This is a genomic window from Streptomyces sp. NPDC002623 (assembly GCF_053592635.1).
This window is the reverse complement of record NZ_JBSFWB010000018.1, coordinates 183,904-206,270: the sequence shown is the minus strand read 5'-3', so window position 1 is coordinate 206,270 and position 22,367 is coordinate 183,904. Positions and strand designations below refer to the sequence as shown.

At 70.3% G+C, this 22,367-nt stretch carries 18 protein-coding genes; 12 read left to right on the top strand and 6 right to left on the bottom strand.

Going from position 1 to position 22,367, the window contains the following annotated elements:
• The first annotated feature begins 153 nt into the window (after positions 1–153).
• From ACWD4O_RS30170 to ACWD4O_RS30130, 9 genes are all read left to right on the top strand, one after another.
• On the top strand, positions 154–3,108 hold the full coding sequence (locus ACWD4O_RS30170) for a M14 family zinc carboxypeptidase (RefSeq protein ID WP_451284632.1): 2,955 nt from the start codon (positions 154–156) through the stop codon (positions 3,106–3,108).
• A gap of 229 nt (positions 3,109–3,337) precedes the next feature.
• Complete coding sequence (gene gap / locus ACWD4O_RS30165; protein WP_450952368.1) at positions 3,338–4,348, top strand: type I glyceraldehyde-3-phosphate dehydrogenase; 1,011 nt, start codon at positions 3,338–3,340, stop codon at positions 4,346–4,348.
• A 134-nt stretch (positions 4,349–4,482) separates the two neighbouring features.
• The gene (locus ACWD4O_RS30160; RefSeq protein ID WP_451284631.1) at positions 4,483–5,694 is read left to right on the top strand and encodes a phosphoglycerate kinase; all 1,212 of its coding nucleotides are present in this window, start codon (positions 4,483–4,485) and stop codon (positions 5,692–5,694) included.
• Positions 5,695–5,700: 6 nt separating this feature from the next.
• The gene (tpiA, locus tag ACWD4O_RS30155; protein WP_451284629.1) at positions 5,701–6,477 is read left to right on the top strand and encodes a triose-phosphate isomerase; all 777 of its coding nucleotides are present in this window, start codon (positions 5,701–5,703) and stop codon (positions 6,475–6,477) included.
• A 95-nt stretch (positions 6,478–6,572) separates the two neighbouring features.
• Entirely contained in the window at positions 6,573–6,809 is a 237-nt protein-coding gene (secG, locus tag ACWD4O_RS30150) for a preprotein translocase subunit SecG (RefSeq protein ID WP_351918892.1), read from the top strand.
• Positions 6,810–7,019: 210 nt separating this feature from the next.
• Entirely contained in the window at positions 7,020–7,355 is a 336-nt protein-coding gene (locus tag ACWD4O_RS30145; RefSeq protein ID WP_003957010.1) for an RNA polymerase-binding protein RbpA, read from the top strand.
• Positions 7,356–7,615: 260 nt separating this feature from the next.
• The gene (locus tag ACWD4O_RS30140) at positions 7,616–8,809 is read left to right on the top strand and encodes an MFS transporter (protein ID WP_451284643.1); all 1,194 of its coding nucleotides are present in this window, start codon (positions 7,616–7,618) and stop codon (positions 8,807–8,809) included.
• 53 nt (positions 8,810–8,862) lie between these two features.
• Entirely contained in the window at positions 8,863–10,512 is a 1,650-nt protein-coding gene (gene pgi, locus ACWD4O_RS30135; RefSeq protein WP_451284626.1) for a glucose-6-phosphate isomerase, read from the top strand.
• 120 nt (positions 10,513–10,632) lie between these two features.
• Entirely contained in the window at positions 10,633–11,535 is a 903-nt protein-coding gene (locus tag ACWD4O_RS30130; RefSeq protein WP_451284624.1) for a hypothetical protein, read from the top strand.
• Positions 11,536–11,574: 39 nt separating this feature from the next.
• On the opposite strand, the gene pgl is transcribed toward ACWD4O_RS30130, so the two are convergent.
• The 5 genes from pgl to tkt are packed head-to-tail and all read right to left on the bottom strand — an operon-like array spanning position 11,575 to position 18,291.
• Positions 11,575–12,357, bottom strand: a complete 783-nt coding sequence (pgl, locus tag ACWD4O_RS30125; RefSeq protein WP_451284622.1) for a 6-phosphogluconolactonase — start codon at positions 12,355–12,357, stop codon at positions 11,575–11,577.
• Positions 12,354–13,511, bottom strand: coding sequence for a glucose-6-phosphate dehydrogenase assembly protein OpcA (gene opcA / locus ACWD4O_RS30120; protein ID WP_451284620.1), 1,158 nt, complete (start codon positions 13,509–13,511; stop codon positions 12,354–12,356). Before opcA ends, pgl begins: the two co-directional genes overlap by 4 nt.
• Positions 13,508–15,046 (bottom strand): glucose-6-phosphate dehydrogenase, encoded by a 1,539-nt coding sequence (gene zwf / locus ACWD4O_RS30115; RefSeq protein WP_351918901.1) that lies wholly within the window; start codon positions 15,044–15,046, stop codon positions 13,508–13,510. Before zwf ends, opcA begins: the two co-directional genes overlap by 4 nt.
• 4 nt (positions 15,047–15,050) lie before the next feature.
• Positions 15,051–16,169, bottom strand: coding sequence for a transaldolase (tal, locus tag ACWD4O_RS30110; RefSeq protein WP_398418228.1), 1,119 nt, complete (start codon positions 16,167–16,169; stop codon positions 15,051–15,053).
• 34 nt (positions 16,170–16,203) lie between these two features.
• Positions 16,204–18,291 carry a transketolase gene (gene tkt, locus ACWD4O_RS30105; protein WP_451284618.1) on the bottom strand — a complete coding sequence of 696 codons (2,088 nt, stop codon included), beginning with the start codon at positions 18,289–18,291 and terminating at the stop codon, positions 16,204–16,206.
• Positions 18,292–18,682: 391 nt separating this feature from the next.
• Here tkt and ACWD4O_RS30100 point away from each other — a divergent pair, with 391 nt between their 5' ends.
• From ACWD4O_RS30100 to ACWD4O_RS30090, 3 genes are all read left to right on the top strand, one after another.
• The gene (locus ACWD4O_RS30100; protein ID WP_451284616.1) at positions 18,683–19,600 is read left to right on the top strand and encodes a heme o synthase; all 918 of its coding nucleotides are present in this window, start codon (positions 18,683–18,685) and stop codon (positions 19,598–19,600) included.
• Between the two features lie 98 nt (positions 19,601–19,698).
• Positions 19,699–20,028 (top strand): hypothetical protein, encoded by a 330-nt coding sequence (locus ACWD4O_RS30095; protein WP_398418226.1) that lies wholly within the window; start codon positions 19,699–19,701, stop codon positions 20,026–20,028.
• A gap of 91 nt (positions 20,029–20,119) precedes the next feature.
• A complete protein-coding gene (locus ACWD4O_RS30090) occupies positions 20,120–21,226 on the top strand; it encodes an amidohydrolase family protein (RefSeq protein ID WP_451284613.1) in 1,107 nt (368 codons plus the stop codon).
• Between the two features lie 116 nt (positions 21,227–21,342).
• Here the strand turns inward: ACWD4O_RS30090 and ACWD4O_RS30085 are convergent, their stop codons facing one another.
• Positions 21,343–22,353, bottom strand: a complete 1,011-nt coding sequence (locus ACWD4O_RS30085) for a COX15/CtaA family protein (protein WP_451284611.1) — start codon at positions 22,351–22,353, stop codon at positions 21,343–21,345.
• Positions 22,354–22,367 lie beyond the last annotated feature (14 nt).

Genomic DNA, 22,367 nt, shown 5'->3' with positions numbered 1-22,367 from the left:
CTGGGTGCACCCCTCCCGTGCGAGCCGTGAGTGTCGCCCGATCGGGCGACACCACCGGCATTTGCGTGGCTTTGAGGCGCTCTTGACTGGATCATGAACTGTCATGAGCCTGGCAGAGTTCGCTGCCGTGGCGAACTCACGCTAGGGGGGTTCATGAGACGCAGAGGGAGATCGATCCTCGCTGTCGGCGCGCTGCTGCTGGGCGGAGCGGCGCTCGCACCCATCGCCCAGGCACAGCCCGCAGGCTCACCGGCGCCCGACCCGGACGAGGTCAAGGTCTTCCGCGCCGAGGTCACCAAGAAACAGGTGCCCCTGCTGCTGGCGGCCGGCCAGGACGGCCACGAACTCAGCGAACAGGCTCCGGAGAAGGGCACCGCCACCGTCGAGGTGTTCCTGACCGACGAACAGGCGAAGAAACTCGGGAAACAAGGGGTCGAGCTCACCGAGCACACCCTCTCCGCCGCCGCCGAGAACCGTGCGGAGGCGGCCTCGGACGGGGTGTTCCGCCCCTACAGCGGCAGCGGCGGCCTGCGGGAGGAGATCCTCCGCACCGGCCAGGAGAACCCGGGCCTCACCAAGGTCGTCTCCCTCGGCAAGACGGTGAACGGCCAGGACATCCTCGCGGTCAAACTGACCAAGAACGCGAAGAGTTCCAAGGACGGCGCCAGGCCCGCGGTGCTGTACATGTCCAACCAGCACGCCCGTGAGTGGATCACCCCGGAGATGACCCGGCGGCTGATGCACCACTACCTGGACAACTACCGGACCGACAAGCGGATCAAGAAGATCGTCGACTCCACCGAGCTGTGGTTCGTCCTGTCGGCCAACCCCGACGGCTACGACTACACGTTCAAGAGCACCGACAACCGTCTGTGGCGCAAGAACCTGCGGGACGTCAACGGCGACGGCGCGATCACCACCGGCGACGGCGTCGACCTCAACCGCAACTTCGCCTACAAGTGGGGCTACGACGACGAGGGTTCGTCCCCCAACCCCACCAGTCAGACCTACCGCGGCGCGAGCCCCGGCTCCGAGCCCGAGACGAAGGCGCTCGACGCGTTCGAGGCGCGGATCGGCTTCACCTATGGCGTCAACTACCACTCCGCCGCCGAACTCCTCCTCTACGGCGTCGGCTGGCAGGTCGCCACCGACACCCCGGACGACGTCGTCTACAAGGCGCTCGCCGGCACCCCCGACGACTCCGCGATCCCGGGCTACCGCCCGCAGGTGGCCTCGGAGCTGTACACGACCAACGGCGAGGCGGACGGCCACGCGGCGAACGTCAACGGCACGGCGATGTTCACCCCCGAGATGTCGACGTGCCAGACCGCGTCGGACATCGATCCGAACGACCAGTGGAACGCGTCCGACTGCCAGTCGGGCTTCAACTTCCCGGACGACGAGAAGCTGATCCAGGACGAGTTCGCCAAGAACGTCCCGTTCGCGCTCTCCGTCGCCGAGTCCGCGGCCCGCCCCGACCAGCCGAAGTCCTCGATCGGCCGGAGCGCCGCCGACTTCACCCCGGCGCCGTTCACCACGTCCTACTCGCGCGGCGCCGACCAGGAGGTCTCCGTCGTCGCACGCAAGGCGATCCGCGACAAGGAGCTCAAGTACCGCGTCAACGGCGGCCGCACCCACGACCAGGCGCTCAAGGCCTGGAACGGCGGCGAGACCTACGGCGGGGACGACAACCTGTACTTCGACGAGTACCGCGCCAAGGTGCGAAGCGGTGAGCCGGGCGACAAGGTCGAGGTGTGGTTCACGGGCGAGACCAAGGACGGCAAGAAGGTCTCCAGCTCGCGCTTCACCTACACGATCGCCGCCCGCCCCAAGGCCGACACGCTCGTCGTCGCCGAGGAGGGTGCCGCCACCACACAGGCGCAGACCTACGTCGACGCGCTGAAGGCCAACGGCCGCAGGGCGATCGTCTGGGACGTCGCCGTCCAGGGCGTGCCCGACGCGCTCGGCGTGCTGAGCCACTTCGACACCGTCGTCCACCACACGGGCGCGAGCGTCCCCGGCAACCCGACCCAGCTCGAACTGCGCGCCTTCCTCAACGAGGGCGGCAAGCTGATCGAGGCGGGCGAACTGGCCGGCGGCAACGTCGACCTCGGCGACGGCACCCCGTCCAACGACTTCAGCCAGTACTACCTGGGCGCCTACTCCCGTACGACGACCCCCGGCGCCACCGGATTCACCGGCTCCGGGGCGCTCGCCGGCGCGGGCGGGGTCCTCGGCGCCGCCCCGGGCAACCCGCTGGACAGGGCCGGCACCTACGGGGTCACCTCCGACGAGCTGCCGGTCTCGAAGTACCCGCAGTTCAAGAGCGCGGGCGCGGGCCAGTTCAGCGGGACGGTCAACCCGTACGGGCCGTACGCGGGCTCCTACATGGCCGCCGCCGTGCACACCGACGACGCCTACAAGCGCCTCACCCGCACCCTCGACCTCAGCGGGGTCGCCGCGGCGAGCAAGCCGGCCCTGCGCACCCAGCTCCTGTGGGACACCGAGCCGGGCTACGACAACGCGATCGTCGAGGTCCACACCGTCGGCGCCGACGACTGGACCACGCTCCCCGAGGCGGGCGGCGCCACCAGCGCCGTCGTGCCGGCGGAGTGCGGGGCCGGCTTCTACGTCGACGAGCACCCCTGGCTGGGGCACTACCTCACCGTCGGCTCGGGCGGCTGCGCCGCGACCGGCACCACCGGCTCCTGGAACGCCCTCACCGGCGCCTCCAGCGGCTGGCAGCAGGTGAACTTCGATCTCAGCGCGTACGCGGGCAAGAAGGTGGAGGTCTCGATCGCCTACGTCACCGACCCCGGCAGCGGCGGCCACGGAGTCCTCGCCGACGACGCCTCGCTGGTCGTCGGCGGCACGGCCACCGGGACCGAGGGCTTCGAGACCTCGCTCGGCGCCTGGCAGGTCGGCGGTCCGCCCGCGGGCAGCCCGGTCGTCCTGAAGGACTGGACGCGCACCGGCACCCTGTTCCAGACCTATGGAGCGGTCACCACCGACGACACCGTGCTGCTGGGCTTCGGCCTGGAGCACCTCACCTCGGCGGCCGACCGAAAAGCGCTCATCGGAAAGGCTCTCGACTCACTTGAGGGGTGACACACCACAGTCAACCCCGCGTGAAAGTTCGTGATCAAATCGAGTGACGAGGCCTTCAGGGCCGGGCGGTCCGTACCCCTACTGGCGGGTACGGACCGTCCTGCCGTGTATGGGGCGACTCGATGTCACCACGGGGCCCTCGGAGAGGTAGGGTCGTGGGTGGTCGGGGACATCCCAAATACAGCTCGCCGGCACCGCATAGCCGGTGTATCAACGAGGAGATCGGTTCGTGACGATCCGCGTAGGCATCAACGGCTTTGGCCGCATCGGTCGTAACTACTTCCGCGCGCTGCTGGAGCAGGGTGCTGACATCGAGATCGTGGCTGTCAACGACCTGGGTGACACCGCGACCACCGCACACCTCCTGAAGTACGACACCATCCTGGGCCGCCTCAAGGCCGAGGTGTCGCACACCGCCGACACGATCACCGTCGACGGTCACACCATCAAGGTGCTCTCCGAGCGCAACCCCGCCGACATCCCGTGGGGCGAGCTCGGCGTCGACATCGTCATCGAGTCGACCGGCATCTTCACGAAGAAGGCCGACGCCGAGAAGCACATCGCCGGCGGCGCCAAGAAGGTCCTCATCTCGGCTCCGGCCAAGGACGAGGACATCACCATCGTGATGGGTGTCAATCAGGACAAGTACGACCCGGCGCACCACCACGTCATCTCCAACGCCTCCTGCACCACCAACTGTGTGGCGCCGATGGCCAAGGTGCTCGACGAGAACTTCGGCATCGTCAAGGGTCTGATGACGACGGTCCACGCGTACACCAACGACCAGCGCATCCTGGACTTCCCGCACTCGGACCTGCGCCGCGCCCGCGCCGCCGCCGAGAACATCATCCCGACCACGACGGGCGCCGCGAAGGCCACCGCCCTGGTCCTCCCGCAGCTCAAGGGCAAGCTCGACGGCATCGCGATGCGCGTCCCGGTCCCCACCGGCTCGGCCACCGACCTGGTCGTGACACTGCAGCGCGAGGTCACCAAGGACGAGGTCAACGCCGCGTTCAAGAAGGCCTCCGAGGACGGCGACCTCAAGGGCTACCTGGCCTACACCGAGGACGAGATCGTCTCCTCGGACATCGTCAGCGACCCGGCCTCCTGCACCTTCGACTCCTCCCTGACCATGGTCCAGGAGGGCAACACGGTGAAGATCCTCGGCTGGTACGACAACGAGTGGGGTTACTCCAACCGCCTCGTCGACCTGACGGTCTTCGTCGGCGGCCAGCTCTGATCGTCGGATCAGGCACTTCGATGTGAGCACAGGGCTCGGGCGGCGCAGGGACGCGCCGTCCGGGCCCTGACTCACGTACAGATCAGCCCTCTTACGATCACGAGCACGACAAGTCCTCCTCGGGAGCCCTCTCTATGAAGACGATCGACGAACTTCTCGCCGAAGGCGTCGCAGGCAAGCGGGTCTTCGTCCGCGCCGACCTCAACGTGCCGCTCGAGAGCGGCGCCATCACCGACGACGGCCGTATCCGCGCCGTCCTGCCCACCGTCAAGGCCCTCGCGGACGCGGGCGCCAAGGTGGTCGTCGCCTCGCACCTGGGCCGACCCAAGGGCGCGCCGGACCCGGCCTTCTCCCTCGCCCCCGCCGCCTCCCGGCTGGGCGAGCTCCTCGGCTCCGCCGTGGCCTTCGCTACCGACACGGTCGGCGACTCCGCGCGCTCCGTCGTCGCGGGCCTGGCCGACGGCCAGGTCGCCGTCATCGAGAACCTGCGCTTCAACGCGGGCGAGACGGCCAAGGACGACGCCGAGCGCGGCGCCTTCGCCGACCGCCTCGCCGAGCTCGCCGACCTCTACGTCGGCGACGGCTTCGGCGCGGTGCACCGCAAGCACGCCTCGGTCTACGACCTCCCGGCCCGGCTGCCGCACGCCGCCGGCTTCCTCATCGCCACCGAGGTCGGCGTCCTGAAGAAGCTCACCGAGGACGTCGCGCGGCCCTACGTCGTCGCCCTCGGCGGCGCCAAGGTCTCCGACAAGCTCGCCGTCATCGACGAGCTCCTCGGCAAGGCCGACCGCATCCTCATCGGCGGCGGCATGGCCTACACCTTCCTCAAGGCCCAGGGCCACGAGGTGGGCATCTCCCTCCTGCAGGAGGACCAGGTCCCGGTCGTGCAGGAGTACCTCCAGCGCGCCGAGCGGACCGGCGTCGAGCTGGTCCTGCCCGTCGACGTCCTCGTCTCCACCGAGTTCCCGGACCTGAAGGCCAAGGCCCCGACGAACCCCGCCACCGTCGCCGCGGACGCGATCCCCGCCGACCAGGAGGGTCTGGACATCGGTCCCGAGACCCGCAAGCTGTACGCCTCGAAGTTCGCCGACGCCGCCACCGTCTTCTGGAACGGCCCCATGGGCGTCTTCGAGCACCCCGACTACGCCGAGGGCACCAAGGAGGTCGCCCAGGCCCTCGTCGACTCCCCGGCCTTCACGGTCGTCGGCGGCGGCGACTCCGCCGCGGCCGTCCGCATCCTGGGCTTCGACGAGAACGCATTCGGCCATATCTCGACCGGCGGCGGCGCCTCCCTCGAATACCTCGAGGGCAAGACGCTCCCCGGCCTCGCCGCACTGGAGGACTGACCCCGTATGACCACTCGCACGCCGCTGATGGCGGGCAACTGGAAGATGAACCTCAACCACCTCGAGGCCATCGCCCACGTCCAGAAGCTCGCCTTCGCCCTGGCCGACAAGGACTACGAGGCCGTCGAGGTCGCCGTCCTGCCGCCCTTCACCGACCTGCGCTCCGTACAGACGCTGGTCGACGGCGACAAGCTCAAGATCAAGTACGGCGCCCAGGACATCTCGGCGCAGGACTCCGGCGCCTACACCGGCGAGATCTCCGGCCCGATGCTCGCCAAGCTGAAGTGCACGTTCGTGGCCATCGGCCACTCCGAGCGCCGTCAGTACCACAACGAGACCGACGACGTCGTGAACGCCAAGGTCAAGGCCGCCTACAAGCACGGTCTGACCCCGATCCTGTGCGTCGGCGAGGAGCTGGACGTCCGCGAGGCGGGCAACCACGTCTCCCACACCCTCGCCCAGGTCGAGGGCGGTCTGAAGGACCTCCAGGCCGAGCAGGCCGAGTCCGTCGTGATCGCCTACGAGCCGGTGTGGGCCATCGGCACCGGCAAGGTCTGCGGCGCCGCGGACGCGCAGGAGGTCTGCGCCGCCATCCGCGCCAAGCTCGCCGAGCTCTACAGCCAGGAGCTGGCCGACGGCGTCCGCATCCAGTACGGCGGCTCCGTCAAGTCCGGCAACGTCGCCGAGATCATGGCGCAGGCCGACATCGACGGCGCGCTGGTCGGCGGCGCCTCGCTGGACACCGACGAGTTCGTCAAGATCGTGCGCTTCCGCGACCAGTGAGTATGCGGTAGCGGCGATCCGTCGTACCCTTGCGGGGGCATGGCCGTCGTGCCGTGCCCCCGTCGTTATCCGATTCCGAGGAAGTTGGTCCAGCCGTGGTTTTGGGGTTCTCGATCGCCCTGATCGTCTTCAGCCTGCTGCTGATGCTGCTGGTGCTGATGCACAAGGGGAAGGGCGGCGGCCTCTCCGACATGTTCGGCGGCGGCATGCAGTCCTCCGTCGGCGGCTCCTCGGTCGCCGAGCGCAACCTCGACCGCATCACCGTCGTGGTCGGCATGCTGTGGTTCGCCTCCATCATCGTCCTCGGCCTGCTGATGAAGACGAACAGCTGATCAGCTCGCACAGGCACGCACAATCCGGTACGTAAGGCCCCATGTTCGGTACGCGCAGCTGAGCGCGGCCTATCATGGGGCTTGCGTCTAGGTGTGGGAGCTGTAACTCGAATCACTGGACGCGCGTTGGGCCTTACGTAGACTGAGGCGCTCGCAGCGAAGCGAAACGCCGACTCGCTTTGCGGCACCATCACGCAGGGAGTTACGACCGTGGCAAGTGGCAACGCGATCCGAGGAAGCCGGGTCGGGGCGGGGCCGATGGGCGAGGCCGAGCGGGGCGAGTCCGCGCCCCGTCTGCGCATCTCCTTCTGGTGCTCCAACGGACACGAGACGCAGCCCAGCTTCGCCAGCGACGCGCAGGTCCCCGACACCTGGGACTGCCCCCGCTGCGGATTCCCGGCCGGACAGGACCGGGACAACCCCCCGGACCCGCCGCGCACCGAGCCCTACAAGACGCACCTCGCGTATGTACGGGAGCGGCGCAGCGACGCGGACGGCGAGGCGATCCTCGCCGAAGCGCTCGCCAAACTGCGGGGCGAGATCTAGCGACTTTCCAGGACCGGCCGGGCGCCCCAGGGTGCCGGGCCGGACCTGTTTCACGCTGTCCCGATCCGATCCGTCCCGATCCGAGGCGGACGCTGTCCCACGGGCCGATTGTCAGTGGTGCCCTCTACGGTTTTCACAGCGGTTCCCGTGTCTCGCGGTGAACCCGCGAACCGGGAGGGGGAGTTGTGGCGGCGGTCGGTACGGCGGAGGTGCGCGCGCCCGCGTGGCGCGGGGGGTTCGGGCGGCTGTGGAGCGCCGCCGTGATCTCCCGCTTCGGGGACGCGCTGCGCACCACCGCGCTGCCCCTGCTCGCCGTCCAGCTCACGGACGATCCCCTGGTCATCGCCTCCGTGACCGCCTGCGGCTACCTCCCGTGGCTGCTGTTCGGCCTGCTCGGCGGGGCCGTCGCCGACCGGGTGGACCAGCGGCGCGCGATGTGGGCCGTGGACACCGTGCGCGGTCTGCTGGTCGCCGCCTTCGCGCTCGCCGTGGCCCTCGGCCACGCCTCCATCCCGCTGCTGCTCGCCCTCGCCTTCCTGCTGACGACCCTTCAGACGCTCTTCGACAACGCCGCCACGGCCCTGCTGCCCTCCCTGGTGGACGCCGAGACCCTCGGCGGGGCCAACGCCCGTCTGATGACCGGTCAACAGCTCGCGGGGGGTCTGCTGGCCGGCCCGGTCGTGCCGCTGCTGCTCGGCGTCGGCGCCTTCCTGCCCTTCGCGGCCGACGCGGGCACCTATCTGCTGGCCGCCGCCCTGGTGGCCTCCCTGCGGATACGGCCGCCCGAGCGAGAGCCGCGCCCCGCCGGGAGCACCCTGCGCGCGGAGATCGGCGAAGGCCTGCGCCATCTGTGGGGCGACGGCGTCCTGCGGTCGATCTGCCTGGCCACCCTGCTGTGCAACATCGGCATGGGCGCCCTGATCGCCACGCTGGTGCTGCATGTGACGCGCTGGCTGCACGCGGGCGACACCGAGTTCGCCGCGGCGATGACCGTGTACGCGCTCGGCAGCCTCGTCGGCGGGTTCGTCGCCCAGCGGATCGCGGGCCGCGTCGGGCGGGCCCGGGCCCTGCTGCTCGGCGGGACCGTCCAGACGGTGTCACTGCTGCTCATGGGCACGGTTCGGCACCTCGGCGCGCTGCTCGTGGGCATGCTGCTGCTCGGCATCATGAACATGGTGTGGAACGTCAACCAGGTCACGCTCATGCAGCAGCGCAGCCCCGCGTCCATGGTGGGCCGTATCGCCGCCGCCTTCCGGACGGCCTCCACCTCCGGCGCGCCGCTGGGCGCGCTGCTCGGCGGAGCGGCGGCCCGGGCCTTCGGCCTCAACACGCCCGCACTGCTGGCGGCCGTGCTCTTCGCACTCGCCGTCGCCGCGTTGATACCCGCGGGCAAGGCGGACGTACCTGTTGTTGCCCCGCACGACGGTGCCGCGACGGCTCACGTCCCCTCCTGATCAACTAGGTTGAGAGGCACGGGGCAGATGAGGAAAGAGGGCTGAAGTCCGACATGAACGCAGACGGCCGTACGAGGCTCAACCAGACGCCCGAGTGGACCGCTCTGGCCAAACACTGCGAGGAACTCGGCGAGGTGCGGCTGCGGGAGCTGTTCGCCGCCGACCCCGAGCGTGGCGCCGGATACACGCTGCAGGTCGGTGACCTGCACATCGACTACTCCAAGCACCTCGTCACCGACGAGACGCTGCGCCACCTGCGCGAGCTGGCCGCAGCCACCGATGTCTTCGGCCTGCGGGACGCCATGTTCCGCGGCGAGAAGATCAACACCACCGAGGACCGCGCGGTCCTGCACACCGCGCTGCGCGCCCCTCGCGACGCGGTGATCGAGGTCGACGGGGAGAACGTCGTCCCGGCGGTGCACGCCGTCCTCGACAAGATGGCCGACTTCGCCGGCCGCGTCCGCTCCGGTGCCTGGACCGGTCACACCGGGCGGCGCATCCGGAACGTGGTGAACATCGGCATCGGCGGCTCCGACCTGGGCCCCGCGATGGCCTACGAGGTGCTCCGCGGCTACACCGACCGCGACCTCACGGTCCGCTTCGTGTCGAACGTGGACGGCGCCGACCTGCACGAGGCCACCCGCGACCTGGACCCGGCCGAGACGCTGTTCATCATCGCGTCCAAGACGTTCACCACGATCGAGACGATCACCAACGCGACCTCGGCCCGCACCTGGCTGCTGGCCGCGCTCGGTGACGGGGACGCCGTCGCGAAGCACTTCGTGGCGCTGTCGACCAACGCCGAGAAGGTCGCCGACTTCGGCATCGACACCGTCAACATGTTCGAGTTCTGGGACTGGGTCGGCGGCCGCTACTCCTACGACTCGGCGATCGGCCTGTCGCTGATGATCGCCATCGGCCCGGACCGCTTCCGCGAGATGCTCGACGGCTTCCACCTCGTCGACGAGCACTTCCGCACCGCCCCCGCCGAGTCCAACGTGCCTTTGCTGCTCGGCCTGTTGGGCGTCTGGTACGGCAATTTCCACGACGCCCAGTCGCACGCCGTGCTGCCCTACAGCCACTACCTGTCCAAGTTCGCCGCCTACCTGCAGCAGCTGGACATGGAGTCCAACGGCAAGTACGTCGGCCGGGACGGCCGCGAGGTGGACTGGCAGACCGGCCCCGTCGTCTGGGGCACCCCGGGCACCAACGGGCAGCACGCCTACTACCAGTTGATCCACCAGGGCACGAAGCTCATCCCGGCCGACTTCATCGGCTTCGCCGAGCCGTCCGCCGAACTGAGTGCCGAACTGGGGGCCCAGCACGACCTGTTGATGGCGAACTTCTTCGCGCAGACCCAGGCGCTCGCCTTCGGCAAGACGCCGGAGGAGGTGCGCGCGGAGGGCGTGCCCGAGGAACTGGTGGCCCACAAGACGTTCAAGGGCGACCACCCCACGACCACGATCCTGGCCCGTGCGCTGACGCCCTCGGTCCTCGGCCAGCTCGTCGCCCTCTACGAGCACAAGGTGTTCGTCCAGGGCGCGATCTGGAACATCGACTCCTTCGACCAGTGGGGCGTGGAGCTCGGCAAGGTCCTCGCCAAGCGCATCGAGCCGGCGCTGACGGAAGGCGCGGACGTACCGGGGCTCGACGGGTCGACGAAGGCACTCGTCGCCAGGTACCGGGAACTGCGCGGCCGGTAGGCGACGCGGGAAGTGAGGGGAAGCGGGCGGCGGGAGTCCGTCCGCTTCCCGTAAAATCCGCGAGGATCACGCAGCGACGACTCGGGGGAGTGGAAGTTGGCCGGCAGGCGCGGAACCTGGATGAGCGACAGACTGTCGATGCGGTCGATCCTGCAGCCCAAACAGGTGGCGCAGGCGTTGTACCACCCGGTGTGGATCCCGGCATCGGTCGATCCGTCCGTGGATCGGCTCAAGAAGGCACGCATCATCGCCGGAGCCGTCGCGGCCTTCGGCGTGTACACCTTCGTACAGCGCAAGTTCGCCTTCGAGGAAGTGCTGGAGAACATGCTGACGGCGTCCGTCGTCGTGCTCTTCATCACGCCGCTGACGGTCGGCGTGATGCTCTTCGTATGGCGGCGTACCGGGACCGTCCGGCAGATGCGGGTGCCGCTCCTCAACTCGCTCAAGCTGCTGCTGTTCTTCATCGGCTCGGTCGTCGGGCTGGTGTTCCTGTGGCAGGGGACGACGACGCTCGGCGGCTTCTGGCTGGTGCCGCTCGGCTTCGCCGCGCTCTGGCTCACCGGCATGGTGATCTACGGAGCGGTGCAGGTCTCCGGGAACTTCTTCGGCACGGCCGCCGTCCACCGGTCCCTGCCGCCGCTGCTCGCCACGGTGACGACCTGGCTGATGGCCGTCCCCGACCTCGTCACGGGCGACCTGCACGGGCTGAGCCTCACCATGGGCATCGTCTTCATCCTGGGCGCGCCGCTGACCGTGACGAGCATCGCCCTGCTGGAGATGGGCCGGCTCAAGCGGCGCTACGGCATCCGCCTCTCGGCCCACCCGGCCACCCTGCCGCCGACGTCCGCGGCCGTGCCGCCCCCGGTCCCGCCGCAGGGCCACCCGTACGGCCACCCCTACGGTCATCCCCAGGGCAACGCGTACGGCCACCCGCAGGGGGCGCCGTACGCCCCGCCGCCGCAGAGCCCGTACGGCGGCGGCCCCTACCAGCCCTACAACGGACAGAACCCGTACGGCGGTTGACCGTACGGGTTCCGTTCGGGGCTTGCCCCGGCGAGCGCGTCAGGGAGACGCGGGAGGGTACAGCGACCGCGGGAGCCGGGAGGCCGCCGCGGTGTCCAGGAGCCACAGGGTGCGGGCCCGGCCCAGCGCGCCCGCCGCGGGGGCCTGGATCTCGCCCGCGCCGGACAGGGCGATCGCCGCGGCCTGCGCCTTGTCCTCGCCGGCCGCGAGCAGCCACACCTCACGGGCCGACCGGATCGCCGGAAGGGTGAGGGTGACCCGGTTCGGCGGGGGCTTGGGCGCCCCGCGGACGCCGACCACCGTGCGCTCGGTCTCCCGTACGGCCGGCAGCTCCGGGAAGAGCGAGGCCACATGGGTGTCCGGGCCGACGCCCAGCATCAGGACGTCGAAGGTGGGCACGGCGCCGTGGTTCTCGGGGCCGGCCGCGCGGGCCAGCTCCTCGGCGTAGGCGGCCGCGGCCGCCTCCACGTCGGCGCCGTGGGGACCGTCGGACGCGGGCATGGCGTGCACGCGCTTCGGGTCCACGGGGACGGAGTCCAGCAGGGCCTCGCGGGCCTGGGTGACGTTGCGCTCCGGGTCGCCCTCGGGCAGGAACCGTTCGTCGCCCCACCACAGGTCGAGACGGCCCCAGTCGATGGCGTCGCGGGCCGGCGCCGCGGCCAGCGCGGCCAGCAGGCCGTTGCCGTTGCGGCCGCCCGTGAGGACCACGGACGCCTGGCCCCGGGAGGCCTGGGCGTCCACGATCTTCGTGATCAGACGGGCCGCGGCGGCCTGCGCCATCAGCTCCTTGTCGCGGTGCACGACCAGCTGGGGAGTGCTCACTGCGGATCCGCTTTCCTGACCGGGGGCATCTGCGCCGGAGTGGGCCGGTCCGCGTCGCCGGCGCCCGACGGCGCGGCGCCCGACTCGGCGGGCGGCTCGGCCGGAGTGGTCGGCGCGGGCTTGCGGACCGCGGCCGCCGCCGGCTCCGGCACCCCGCGGACCGGGAGGGCCGGCGTGGGCTGAGCACCCGCCTCGGCCCGCTCCCCGGCGCGCTCCTCCGCCGACTGGATCCCGCCGAGCCGGTCCACCCCGAAGCGCAGGGCGGACGCGTAGGTGTCGTCGGGGTCGAGCCTGCGCAGCTCCTCCGCGAGCAGCTCGGCCGTGTTGCGCCGCTTGAGCGCCACCGCGCGGTCGGGCTGGCCCGGCAGCGCCAGGGTGGCCATCGCGCCGTCCGACCGGTGCAGGGTGATGGGGCCCGCGGTGGTCTCCATCCGGACCTGGGTCAGGCCGGGACCCGCGGAGACCGCGCGCCGGACGTGCACATGGAGCCGGTCGGCGAGCCACATGGCGAGCAGCTCGACGCTCGGGTTGGCCTCCTCGCCCGCCACCTCGGCGGAGACGATCTCGCAGGAGATCTGGTCGAGGGCCGCGGCCAGCATCGAGCGCCACGGGGTGATCCGGGCCCACGCCAGGTCGGTGTCGCCCGGTTCGTAGCTCTCGGCGCGCGCCCGCAGTTCGTTGATGGGCTTCTCGGCCGCGTAGCTGTCGGTGACCCGGCGCTGGCCCAGCGCGCCCAGCGGGTCGCCCGCCGGATCGCGCGGGGCGTCCACCGACCACCAGACCACCACCGGCGCGTCCGGCAGCAGCAGCGGCAGGACGACCGACTGGGCGTGGTCGGCGACCTCGCCGTACAGCCGCAGGATGACCGTCTCACCGGTGCCCGCGTCCGCGCCCACCCGTACCTCGGCGTCCAGGCGGGAGTCGGTGCGGCCCCGGGCCGAGCGCGAGACCCGCTTGATGACCACGAGCGTGCGCGAGGGGTGCTCGTGCGACGCGTCGCCCGCGGCCTTCAGGGCGTCGTAGGCGTTCTCCTCGTCCGTCACGACGACGAGGGTGAGCACCATGCCGACGGCGGGGGTGCCGATGGCCCGGCGGCCCTTCACCAGCGCCTTGTTGATCTTGCTGGCAGTGGTGTCCGTGAGGTCTATCTTCATGGCCGGCGCCAGCTCCGTCCGTCTCGCTCGAGCATCTCGTCGGCTTCGACGGGCCCCCAGGTGCCCGACTGGTACTGGGCGGGCTTGCCGTGCTTGTCCCAGTACTGCTCGATCGGGTCGAGGATCTTCCAGGACAGCTCGACCTCTTCTGTGCGGGGGAAGAGGTTCGAGTCGCCCAGCAGCACGTCGAGGATGAGGCGCTCGTACGCCTCGGGGCTGGACTCGGTGAAGGACTCGCCGTAGGCGAAGTCCATCGACACGTCCCGGATCTCCATCGAGGTGCCGGGCACCTTCGAGCCGAAGCGGACCGTGATGCCCTCGTCGGGCTGGACGCGGATGACGATCGCGTTCGCGCCGAGCTCCTCGGTGGCCGTGGAGTCGAAGGGGGAGTGCGGGGCCCGCTGGAAGACCACCGCGATCTCGGTGACCCGGCGGCCCAGCCGCTTGCCGGTGCGCAGATAGAAGGGGACGCCCGCCCAGCGGCGGTTGTCGACCTCCACCTTGATGGCCGCGTAGGTGTCGGTCTTCGACTTGGGGTCGATGCCGTCTTCCTGCAGATAGCCGACGGCCTTCTCGCCGCCCTGCCAGCCGGGCGCGTACTGACCGCGCACGGTGGCCAGGCCCAGGTCCTTCGGCAGCCGTACCGCGCCGAGCACCTTGGTCTTCTCGGCGGCCAGCGCGTCCGCGTCGAAGGAGGCAGGCTCCTCCATGGCCGTGAGGGCCATCAGCTGGAGCAGGTGGTTCTGGATGACGTCACGGGCGGCGCCGATGCCGTCGTAGTAGCCGGCCCGGCCGCCGATGCCGATGTCCTCGGCCATGGTGATCTGCACATGGTCCACGAAGGACCGGTTCCAGATCGGCTCGAACATCGTGTTGGCGAAGCGCAGCGCCAGGATGTTCTGGACGGTCTCCTTGCCCAGGTAGTGGTCGATGCGGAAGACCTGGTCCGGGGCGAAGACCTCGTGCACGACCTTGTTGAGCTCCTCGGCCGAGGCGAGGTCGTGGCCGAAGGGCTTCTCGATGACCGCGCGGCGCCAGGAGCCGCCCTCCTGGTCGGCCAGCCCGTGCTTCTTCAGCTGCTGGATGACCACCGGGAACGAACTCGGCGGCACGGACAGGTAGAAGGCGAAGTTGCCGCCCGTGCCCTGCGCCTTGTCGAGCTCCTCGATCGTCGAGCGCAGCCGCTCGAACGCGTCGTCGTCGTCGAAGACGCCCTGCACGAAGCGCATGCCCTGGACCAGCTGCTGCCAGACCTCCTCGCGGAAGGGCGTGCGGGCGTGCTCCTTGACCGCGTCGTGGACCTCCTGTGCGAAGTCCTCGTGCTTCCACTCGCGGCGGGCGAACCCGACCAGCGAGAAGCCCGGCGGGAGCAGACCCCGGTTGGCGAGGTCGTACACGGCGGGCATGAGCTTCTTCCGGGACAAATCGCCCGTGACGCCGAAGATGACCAGGCCCGACGGCCCCGCGATACGCGGGAGCCGTCGGTCTGCGGGGTCACGGAGCGGGTTGGCTCCGGATCCGGCAAGAGATGCCAAGGTGTCAGCCCTCCGAGGGGGCGAGGCGCTCCAGCACTGCCTCGGTCGACTTGAGCAGGTCGTTCCAGGAGGCCTCGAACTTCTCGACGCCCTCGTCCTCGAGCAGCTGGACCACGTCGTCGTAGCCGATGCCGAGCTTCTCGACGGCGTCGAGCTCGGCGCGGGCCTGCTCGTAGGTGCCGGCGATCGTGTCGCCCGTGATCTGCCCGTGGTCCTCGGTGGCGAACAGGGTCGCCTCCGGCATGGTGTTCACCGTGTTGGGCGCCACCAGGTCGTCCACGTACAGGGTGTCCTTGTACGCGGGGTCCTTCACACCGGTGGAGGCCCACAGCGCACGCTGCTTGTTGGCGCCCGCCTTCTCCAGCGCGGCCCAGCGGCCGTTCGAGAAGACCTCTTCGTACGCCTGGTAGGCGAGCCGCGCATTGGCGACGCCGGCCTTGCCGCGGGCGGCCTTGGCCTCGTCGGTGCCGAGCGCGTCGAGCCGCTTGTCGATCTCGGTGTCCACGCGGGACACGAAGAAGGACGCCACGGAGTGGATCAGGGACAGGTCCAGGCCCTTGGCCTGCGCCTTCTCCAGACCCGCCAGGTAGGCGTCCATGACCTCGCGGTAGCGCTCCAGCGAGAAGATCAGCGTGACGTTGACGCTGATGCCGTTGCCGATGACCTCGGTGATGGCCGGCAGACCCGCCTTGGTGGCCGGGATCTTGATCAGCGTGTTGGGGCGGTCGACCAGCCAGGCGAGCTGCTTGGCCTCGGCGACCGTCGGCGCCGTGTGGTGCGCCAGGCGCGGGTCGACCTCGATCGACACCCGGCCGTCCTGGCCGCCGGTGGCGTCGTAGACCGGGCGCAGGATGTCGGCGGCGTCGCGGACGTCCGCCGTCGTGATCATGCGGATGGCCTCTTCGACGGTGACCTTGCGGGCGGCGAGGTCGGCGAGCTGCTGCTCGTAGCCGTCGCCGCTGCTGATCGCCTTCTGGAAGATCGACGGGTTGGTGGTGACGCCCACGACGTGCTGCTGGTCGATCAGTTCGGCGAGGTTGCCGGACGTGATCCGCTTGCGCGACAGGTCGTCCAGCCAGATCGCGACGCCCTCCTCGGAGAGGCGCTTGAGTGCGTCTGTCATGGAAATTGCATCTCCTACGTGTCGTATGTGAGCGTCAGCGCTGGGCGTCGGCGAGGGATTCGCGCGCCTTCGCGGCCACGTTCTCGGCAGTGAAGCCGTACTCCTGGAAGAGGACCTTGCCGTCGGCGGAAGCACCGAAGTGCTCCAGGGAAACGATGCGACCGGCGTCCCCGACGTACTTGTGCCAGGTCAGTCCGATGCCCGCCTCGACCGAGACGCGGGCCTTGACGGACGGGGGCAGCACGCTGTCCCGGTACGCCTGGTCCTGCTCCTCGAACCACTCCACGGACGGCATGGACACGACTCGCGTCGGCACACCGTCGGCCTCCAGCTGCTCGCGCGCCCCGACGGCGACGTGCACCTCGGAGCCGGTCGCGATGAGGATGACCTCCGGAGTGCCGTTCGAGGCGTCGAACAGGGTGTAACCGCCGCGCGCGGTGTCCTCGTTGGACTCGTACGTCGGCACGCCCTGGCGGGTGAGGGCCAGACCGTGCGGGGCGCCCTTGCCGAAGACCTTGGTGTGACGCTTGAGGATCTCGCGCCAGGCGATCGCGGTCTCGTTGGCGTCGGCCGGGCGGACGACGTTGAGGCCCGGGATGGCGCGCAGCGCGGCGATGTGCTCGACCGGCTGGTGGGTGGGGCCGTCCTCGCCGAGACCGATGGAGTCGTGCGTCCACACGTACGTCACCGGCAGGTGCATCAGCGCGGACAGCCGGACGGCGTTGCGCATGTAGTCGGAGAACACCAGGAAGGTGCCGCCGTAGATACGGGTGTTGCCGTGCAGCGCGATGCCGTTCATCTCCGCGGCCATGGAGTGCTCACGGATGCCGAAGTGGATCGTGCGGCCGTACGGGTCCGCCTCCGGCAGCGGGTTGTCCGCGGGGAGGAAGGACGACGTCTTGTCGATCGTCGTGTTGTTCGAGCCCGCGAGGTCGGCGGAGCCGCCCCACAGCTCGGGGATGATCGCGCCGAGCGCCTGGAGCACCTTGCCGGACGCGGCGCGGGTGGCGACGCCCTTGCCGGGCTCGAAGACCGGGAGCTTCTCCTCCCAGCCGGCCGGCAGCTCGCCCGCGGCGATGCGGTCGAACTCGGCGGCCCGCGCCGGGTTTTCGTCGCGCCACAGCTGGAAGGACTTCTCCCAGTCCGCCTTCGCGTCGGCGCCGCGGTCGAGCGCCCTGCGGGTGTGGGCGATGACCTCGTCGGCGACCTCGAAGGACTGCTCGGGGTCGAAGCCGAGGACGCGCTTGGTGGCCGCGACCTCGTCGTCGCCGAGCGCCGAGCCGTGCGCGGCCTCGGTGTTCTGCGCGTTCGGGGCGGGCCAGGCGATGATCGAGCGCATCGCGATGAAGGACGGCTTGTCCGTCACCTGCTTCGCGGCCTCGATCGCGTTGTAGAGGGCGTGCGGGTCCAGGTCGCCGTCCGGCTTCGGGGCGACGCGCTGCACATGCCAGCCGTACGCCTCGTACCGCTTCACGGTGTCCTCGGAGACGGCCGTCTCCGTGTCGCCCTCGATCGAGATGTGGTTGTCGTCCCACAGCAGGACCAGGTTGCCCAGCTTCTGGTGGCCGGCCATCGAGGACGCCTCCGCGGAGATGCCCTCCTGCAGACAGCCGTCACCCGCGATCGCGTACACGAAGTGATCGAAGGGCGACTCGCCGTGCGCGGCCTCCGGGTCGAACAGACCGCGCTCGTAGCGGGCGGCCATCGCCATGCCGACGGCGTTGGCGACACCCTGGCCCAGCGGGCCGGTCGTCGTCTCGACGCCGGTGGTGTGGCCGTACTCCGGGTGACCCGGAGTCTTCGAACCCCACGTACGGAACGACTTCAGGTCCTCCAGCTCCAGACCGAAGCCGGCCAGGTACAGCTGGGTGTAGAGGGTCAGGGACGAGTGGCCGGCGGACAGCACGAAGCGGTCACGGCCGACCCAGTCGGCGTCCGCCGGGTCGTGCCGCATCACCTTCTGGAAGAGGGTGTACGCGGCAGGAGCCAGGCTCATCGCCGTACCGGGATGGCCGTTGCCGACCTTCTGTACGGCGTCGGCGGCCAGGACGCGGGCGGTGTCCACGGCCCGCTGGTCCAACTCGGTCCACTCGAGGTCTGTGGTGGTCGGCTTGGTGCTCACCCTGGGTCAGGGCTCCTCTCCACATGTCACGCATGTCGAATGCCGGTGCACGCGGCGCCCACCGGCCGTTGTCGAGCCTACCCCCGTCAGAACGTGCAATTTTTCGAGTCATTCCAGACTGCCGGGAGACTTCGGGATCCGCCTCCCGACCGGTGTGTTTCCTGTTCGGCATGTGAATACGGAGGCGCTCGTACGAGTGCTCAACGGAGTGCCGATCAGCTCTTCCGGGGCCGCCTCCCAACACGACCCCACCCCCGCGAATGTCGGGGTATGGGCAACGTCTACAGTGGCGTGGTACGCGCGAGCCTTTACGGGGAGTTCACACCCGCGGGCTTGCTGGGAGTCTCTGTCAGGGGTGTGCGTGACGGCCGTTGAATCCCGTCCAGTGGGGATGATCGGGACGAGCCAGAGCCCGAGCCGGCGGCCGTTCGGGGCCCGGGTCAAGGCATTCGTGGCGCTGACCAAGCCGCGGATCATCGAGCTGCTGCTGATCACCACCGTCCCGGTGATGTTCCTGGCGCAGCAGGGCGTTCCGGACCTCGGTCTGGTGGTGCTGACCTGCCTCGGCGGCTACCTGTCCGCGGGCGGCGCCAATGCGCTGAACATGTACATCGACCGTGACATCGACGCGCTGATGGACCGCACCTCGCAGCGCCCGCTGGTCACCGGGATGGTCAGCCCGCGTGAATGCCTCGCCTTCGGCATCACCCTCGCGGTGGTCTCGACACTGTTGTTCGGTCTCACCGTCAACTGGCTGTCGGCATGGCTCGCCCTCGGCGCACTCCTCTTCTACGTCGTCGTCTACACGATGATCCTCAAGCGGCGTACCTCGCAGAACATCGTGTGGGGCGGCATCGCCGGCTGCATGCCGGTGCTGATCGGCTGGTCGGCCGTGACGAACTCGGTGTCCTGGGCGCCGGTCGTCCTCTTCCTCGTCATGTTCTTCTGGACGCCGCCGCACTACTGGCCGCTGTCCATGAAGGTCCGGGACGACTACGCGCGCGTGGGCGTGCCGATGCTGCCGGTCGTCGCCTCCAACAAGGTCGTCGCCAAGCAGATCGTCCTCTACAGCTGGATGATGGTCGCCGTCTCGCTGCTGCTGACCCCGCTCGGCTACACCGGCTGGTTCTACACCTCGGTCGCGCTGGTGGCCGGCGGCTGGTGGCTGTGGGAGGCGCACGCGCTCCAGAACCGCGCGAAGGCCGAGACCACGGGCGGGAAGCTCAAGGAGATGCGGCTGTTCCACTGGTCCATCACCTATGTGTCGCTGCTCTTCGTGGCGGTCGCGGTGGACCCCTTCCTGCGCTGACGGGTCGCTGAGCGGTCCGTACGACGGCCGGGGTGCGTGGTCAAGGCCACGCACCCCGGCCGTCGCCGTTCGATCTACCCGTCGGTAGCATCCTGGCCATGGCAGACACCAAGCAGGACGTGAAGGCCGAGCGCACCGCGGCGCGGCTCGCCAAGCAGATCAGCGCCTTCTCCAAGGAGCACGGCGGGGCCGAGGGCCAGGTCGCGTACATCGGCGAGCGCGGCGCCCGGATCGTCCTCGTCGGCGAGGACGGCGGCTGGGGCGACCTGGTGGCCCCCTCGGTCGCGGTCGCCGAGAAGGCCGTCGAGAAGGCCGGGATCACCGTCCACGAGTCCTTCGACGGCGAGTTCGCGTCGAAGGTGACCACGGGCCGCTACGAGTGGACCCGGATGGCGGGCATCCAGGTCGGCGGACCGAAGAACGGCTGAGCAGCAACAAACCGCTGCGCAGCAACACCTGACACCCCGGTCACCCGTTAGGCCCCGTGGAAGCGACGTGGTCCAGCTCCCGGGAGTCCGGATGATCGAAACGCCGTCCTTGGTGGACCAGTACTGCCACGGCGTCCTGAGAACGGAGCTGGGTCTCGGCACGTTCGAGGCCCAGCTGGCCCGCACCGAGGGCCCGCCCGCCCCGGGCACGACGCTCTTCGACACCCAGACGGGGTTCGCGGTACGCCGTTGGTGTCCGCCGCTGCTCGGTCTGGAACCGCACTCGCCGCCCGCCCGCTATCTCGCCCGGCGTCGTGAACTCGGCGTACTGGAATCGGGCCGCCGGCTGCTGCGCGGCAGCGGCATCACGACGTATCTGGTCGACACGGGCCTGCCCGGCGACCTCACCGGACCGGGCGAACTGGCCTCCGCGGGCGCGGCCGAGGCGCGCGAGATCGTGCGGCTGGAACTCCTCGCCGAACAGGTCGCCGACACTTCCGGCACCGTCGAGTCCTTCCTCGCCAACCTCGCCGAGGCGGTCCACGCGGCCGCCGCGAACGCCGTGGCCTTCACCTCCGTCGCGGGCGTCCGGCACGGCCTCGCCCTCGCGCCCGAGCCGCCCGGCCCGGGTGAGGTGCGGGGCGCGGCGGGCCGCTGGCTGGCCGCCCGCCGGGTCGGCGGCGAGCTGAGCGACCCGGTGCTGCTGCGGCACCTGCTGTGGATCGCCGTCGCCTCGGGCCTGCCGCTGCAACTGCACGCGGGGCTCGGGGCGCCGGGGGCGCGCATCGACCGCACCGACCCCGTCCTGCTCACCGACTTCGTCCGCGCCACGGCGGGCCTCGGCACCGACCTCGTCCTGCTGCACGGCTACCCGTACCACCGGCACGCCGCGCATCTCGCCGGAGTCTTCTCGCATGTGTACGCGGACTCCGGCGCGGCCCTCGTACGGACCGGCGCCCGCGCCGGGACGATCCTCGCGGAGATCCTGGAACTGGCCCCTTTCGGCAAGATCCTGTTCTCCAGCGGGGCCCAGGGGCTGCCCGAGCTGCATGTGGTCGGGGCACGGCTGTTCCGCGAGGCCCTGGCCCGGGTGCTGGGCACCTGGGTCGCGGAGGGCGCGTGGTCGTTGACGGACGCCCAGCGGGTGGCGGGCCTGATCGCGGCGGGCAACGCGCGCAGGGTGTACGGGCTGGGGTGAACCGTCCGGACCGGGCGAAGTCGGCAGCGCCCCGAAGGGGCGCGGGGAACTGCGCGACCAGCCACGACGGTGCGGCACCGGAGCGACGGCACATCCCCGCACCGCCGGCGGAGCGCTTACGCGCGTGTGCCGACCGTCGCCTCGGTCGCCGGGCCCGGCAGGTCGATCGTCGGCAGGGGGCGTTCGCGCAGCGCCAGCAGGACGCGCAGCACCGCGATCCACACCAGGCAGGAGCCGAACATGTGCGCGCCGACCAGGACCTCCGGGAGGTCCGTGAAGTACTGGACGTAGCCGACGGCGCCCTGGGCGAGGAGGACCAGGAACAGCTCGCGGGTGCGGTCCAGGGGGCCCTTGGGGGCGTCGACCGCCTTCAGGACGAACCACAGGGCGAAGGTCAGCGTCACCACGATCCAGGCCAGCACGGCGTGCAGCTTGGCCACCGTCTCCCAGTCCAGCGGCATCCGCTCGACCTCGCTGGAGTCGCCGGCGTGCGGACCGGAGCCGGTGACCACCGTGCCGACGGCGATCAGCAGCGCCGAGGCGACCACCAGGAACCACACCAGCTGCTGCACGGACGCGCCGACCAACGGCTTGGGCGCCGTGTCACCCTCCCGGGTGCGCTGCCACATCAGCGTGGCGACGGCGGTGAGCGCCGAGGCGAGCAGGAAGTGCGCCGCGACCGTGTACGGGTTGAGGCCGACGAGCACCACGATCCCGCCGAGGACCGCGTTGCCCATCACCAGCCAGAACTGCGCCCACCCCAGCCGGGTCAGGCTCCGGCGGTACGGCTTCTCCGAGCGCGCGGCGATGATCGCCCAGCCGACGGCGGCGCAGAGCACGTACGTCAGCATGCGGTTGCCGAACTCGATGGCGCCGTGGACGCCCATCGCGCTGGTCGCGGTGAGCGAGTCGGCGGTGCACTTCGGCCAGGTCGGGCAGCCCAGGCCGGAGCCCGTGAGCCGGACGGCACCGCCCGTGACCACGATGACCACCGACATCACGAGCGCGAAGAAGGCCGCTCGCTGAACCGTCCGGGGTGTGGGGGTCCAGCGTGCGGCGATGAAGACGAGGGGGTTGCGCACGGCGGCTACGGCGTCGGCACGGGTCACTTTTGGCACGTGCCCCATCGTAGGCGGCCGCT

Bases quoted from the DNA above. Each gene is read 5' to 3' on its own strand.
- ACWD4O_RS30170 (WP_451284632.1), top strand. From the start codon at position 154: ATGAGACGCAGAGGGAGATCGATCCTCGCTGTCGGCGCGCTGCTGCTG.
- ACWD4O_RS30160 (WP_451284631.1), top strand. From the start codon at position 4,483: ATGAAGACGATCGACGAACTTCTCGCCGAAGGCGTCGCAGGCAAGCGG.
- tpiA (WP_451284629.1), top strand. From the start codon at position 5,701: ATGACCACTCGCACGCCGCTGATGGCGGGCAACTGGAAGATGAACCTC.
- pgi (WP_451284626.1), top strand. From the start codon at position 8,863: ATGAACGCAGACGGCCGTACGAGGCTCAACCAGACGCCCGAGTGGACC.
- ACWD4O_RS30130 (WP_451284624.1), top strand. From the start codon at position 10,633: ATGAGCGACAGACTGTCGATGCGGTCGATCCTGCAGCCCAAACAGGTG.
- opcA (WP_451284620.1), bottom strand. From the start codon at position 13,511: ATGAAGATAGACCTCACGGACACCACTGCCAGCAAGATCAACAAGGCG.
- tal (WP_398418228.1), bottom strand. From the start codon at position 16,169: ATGACAGACGCACTCAAGCGCCTCTCCGAGGAGGGCGTCGCGATCTGG.
- ACWD4O_RS30100 (WP_451284616.1), top strand. From the start codon at position 18,683: ATGATCGGGACGAGCCAGAGCCCGAGCCGGCGGCCGTTCGGGGCCCGG.
- ACWD4O_RS30095 (WP_398418226.1), top strand. From the start codon at position 19,699: ATGGCAGACACCAAGCAGGACGTGAAGGCCGAGCGCACCGCGGCGCGG.
- ACWD4O_RS30090 (WP_451284613.1), top strand. From the start codon at position 20,120: ATGATCGAAACGCCGTCCTTGGTGGACCAGTACTGCCACGGCGTCCTG.
- ACWD4O_RS30085 (WP_451284611.1), bottom strand. From the start codon at position 22,353: ATGGGGCACGTGCCAAAAGTGACCCGTGCCGACGCCGTAGCCGCCGTG.